This window comes from Synechococcales cyanobacterium T60_A2020_003 (assembly GCA_015272205.1).
In the GTDB taxonomy this organism is placed as follows: Bacteria; Cyanobacteriota; Cyanobacteriia; order RECH01; family RECH01; genus JACYMB01.
Window position 1 is genome coordinate 1 of record JACYMB010000228.1, and the last position, 3,496, is coordinate 3,496.

General features: G+C 49.5%; 4 protein-coding genes. 3 read left to right on the plus strand and 1 reads right to left on the minus strand.

Annotation, left to right across the window (positions count from 1 at the left end; genetic code table 11):
- A partial coding sequence (locus tag IGR76_11485; GenBank protein ID MBF2079111.1) for an IS5/IS1182 family transposase occupies positions 1 to 176 on the plus strand: 176 nt, incomplete at its 5' end.
- 40 nt (positions 177 to 216) lie between these two features.
- On the opposite strand, the gene IGR76_11490 is transcribed toward IGR76_11485, so the two are convergent.
- A complete protein-coding gene (locus tag IGR76_11490) occupies positions 217 to 675 on the minus strand; it encodes an FAD-dependent oxidoreductase (protein MBF2079112.1) in 459 nt (152 codons plus the stop codon).
- Positions 676 to 947: 272 nt separating this feature from the next.
- On the opposite strand from IGR76_11490, the gene IGR76_11495 reads away from it, so the two are divergent.
- Positions 948 to 3,005, plus strand: a complete 2,058-nt coding sequence (locus tag IGR76_11495) for a DUF563 domain-containing protein (GenBank protein ID MBF2079113.1) — start codon at positions 948 to 950, stop codon at positions 3,003 to 3,005.
- 258 nt (positions 3,006 to 3,263) lie between these two features.
- Positions 3,264 to 3,496 (plus strand): cation:proton antiporter subunit C (locus tag IGR76_11500; GenBank protein ID MBF2079114.1); only part of this gene is annotated, 233 nt, incomplete at its 3' end.

The window sequence follows — 3,496 nt, forward strand, 5'->3', positions numbered from 1 at the left end:
GCTATCATCGTCGTTCGATTGCTGAAACTACCATGTTCCGCTTTAAGACTATTTTTGGGGGCAATCTCAGTGCACGTCAATTTGACAATCAAGCCGTGGAATTGTTCATCAAATGTGTTGCGCTCAACCGCATGATTCAGATCGCTAAACCCGATAGCTACAAGGTTGAAGGTTAATACCAGGACACTCTCAAGGCGAACCTGACCGTTTTTCTAATCATGCAACAAAGCCCAGCCGAGCCATAATTTCATCCATATCAGGGATATTTCGGAGAACGTAGATATGGGGATGCTCAATACCCGGTAGATTGGGACGAATGGGAGACGCCCCTAGAGACAGTACCAGTTTGTCGTAGGACTCTGTGTAGGTATCGCCTGTGTCCAAGTTGCGAACGTAGACTGTTTTTGAGTCCCGATCAATCGCTGTGACTTCATGGCCAACTCGAACGTCCAAATTTAGGCTTTGCTTCAGTTTTTCAGGGGTTTGCACCAGTAATTTCTGCCGATCTTCGATCACGCCCCCAATGTGGTAGGGCAATCCACAGTTCGCATAGGAAACATAATGATCGCGTTCTAAGACAATGATTTCAGCCTCTTCATTGAGGCGACGGGCTCGTGCGGCAGCAGAGGCTCCTCCTGCAACACCGCCAACGATCACAAGTTTGAGATGAGTCACAACGGTTTCTCCTTAGCGCCTAAAATCCTACTCTTGACATCCTTTTACCGTCTTAGGAATAAGCGAGTGAGGTGTTCTGTTCGCATCTTATTCCTAGTCGCGCAAAAGATTTGCAACCTTCCATATCTCTTCAGAAATCTGCCAAGCACAATTCACGATTCCTAATCTGTGAGGCGTAAAATGCAGGTACAAGGCGATCGCCCCTTTGCACGATTGAACCATCTTGTTTGAAGAACCTGTCCCAGCCTATTCCTCTACATAAGGTGAAACCAATGGATCAGCATGTTGAAATCGTTCTGCATCAATGGGTAAAGGGCGACTATGAACAGACACGGGTTTTATGCCAACGTCTGGCAGACCAAAACCCAAACTCGTTATCCTACGCGATGCTGCTCGGTATTTTGGCGCTACTCATGGGAGACGAGGAACAGGCAAACGCAATCTGGCTATCGCTTTTTGATGCGGCATCATCCATCTCTATTTACGATCAGTTAACTGCGATCGCCCATCTGAGCCTGAACCATCGTGCCTTTGCGATCGCTGAAATCGCCGATCGAGTCTCTCTGGATTTAGATTTACCTATGGATGAAATGGCGCTGCGGTATCTCCATCTTGGACGGGCGATCGCCCAACAGGGACAGTATGACCAGGCATTGGACTGTTGGCAACACGCTACACAGATCGATCCACATCTCTATGATGCCTATCGATATCAAGGTGAAATGCGGCAACACCTGGGCGAGTGGCAGGCGGCATTAGAGGTCTATGAGACAGCGTATACCCTCGGTGTGATCGATGCAGAGGGGTGCGATCGCCTTGCCCTATGCCATTCCCAACTTCAGCACTGGCAACAGGCAGAACAGACTTGGCACCAGGCGTTAGGCTATGATCCCGACCGCACCTCCATCTACGCCAACCTCGCGTTTGTGTATCTGAATGTAGAGCGATTTGAAGATGCGGTTTCAGCCCTCCATCGCTGGGTGCATGATCATCAATCCTTCGTTGATTGCTACTGCGCGTGGGCGATCGCTCAACCCTCCAATTCCGTTGCCGCCGCCTATCCTGTTCTCCAGTCGTTGACGCAAGGGAAATCTCCTGGGCAAGCAATCAGGATAGCTTGGGGACAGTGGCTCGATCGGGTGGGTTATCGGCGATTAGCAATGGATTTGAGGCAAGGGGCGATCGCATCTCCGCAGGCAACATCCTCTACAACGCCGATCTCTACTCCATCCCCAAAAACCTGGTTAGAGTCCACCTCTCATCTGGAACGATTGATCTATCCTTCTACCCAAGTTCACCTTGTCCCACCAAAATCCTTAGACCCCGATATCCATTACAGCTTTCGGTTTGGGGACACAATGCCACTACCGGGAAGCTTTGTAACAACCGTAGATAATGGACGCTGTTGGTTTGATACAAGTCAGTCTGCAATGGCAATTCTGACTTCAGATCATCATTTAATCCCCAATCTCTCACCTCAGTTTCCAATTCTGAGTCCCGGCCATCCCGTAGATATTTCTCAGCACCAGATCTTTAAACATCCCGACCTTGCACCTGTCAGATCCTTATCTGGTACAGTCGTTGTGCTGGCAGGATTGTTGAATAACGTCTATTTCCACTGGATGCTGGATGTACTGCCACGTTTGGAACTACTAGAACAGGCTCAGATTGATTGGTCAGCGGTCGATCACATCGTTTTACCCCGATCTCTTTCGTTTCAACGAGAGACTATAGATCGCTTAGGAATCCCTCAAGAGAAATGCATTGATCCCGTCGAAATCTCTCACCTCCAAGCCGATCGCCTGATTGTCCCTTCCTTCCCAGGGGCGATCGCCTGGTTTCCCCGATGGGCGTGCGATTTTCTGCGACAGCATTTTCTATCCGAAGCATCCCAAGGTGAGATCCCGTCCCGTCGGTTATACATTACGCGAGGGTCAACCGCGCCGCGCACTGTTCTGAATGAGGGGGAAGTCGTTACCTATCTACAACGCCGAAACTTTGAGGTGGTCTCGCTGGAAGCTTTGTCTGTCCAAGCACAGGCGACCCTTCTAGCCCAAGCCTCGGTCGTCATTTCTCCCCACGGTAGCGGACTCACCAATCTCGTATTTTGCCAACCGGGCACCCCAGTCATTGAGCTATTCTCACCGGACTTTGTGTACTCCTGCTACTGGTTCTTGAGCACAGTGATGAAACTCGACTACGCCTACCTCCTAGGTGAGAAACCGGAAGGATTTTGGCTGTACCAACAGCTCTACACCAGTAGCCGCCTCGCCTGCATGACCGTGGATGTACCAAAACTCGATTACCTGCTGAATCAGATGGGACTTTGAGAAAAATTATGTCCGTTGGCGTCAGGATGAAAACCAAATGACGTATCATTAAATAACTATGATGATTTACATAGCCATAGCTATAAATCTATACCAAAGACTGCTATCGCTATTTAGCTAGGGCGATGAAAAAGGAGTCTGTGTAAGCAAACTGCCCGTTTTTACGGACATATAGGCGTTGTCTTGCCCTTAGTGACAGGCGATCGCACGTTTGCTGATGTGTACCTCAGTCCACCCTTACCCCATCCAGTCAAGCCTGTGTTAGAAGCCTGTGTATTTGCAACCATACTATGCGGATTTTTCGGCATCATTTTCAAGAAAAATCTGATGATGAAAATCATCGCGATGGACGTGATGAGTACGGGCGTCGTCGCCTACTACGTGCTGATTGCATCCCGGGGGGGGCTATTCACACCGATTCTGAACCCAGAAACGCCGGGTTCCTATGCCGATCCAGTCCCCCAAGCCGTGATTCTTACGGCGATTGTGAT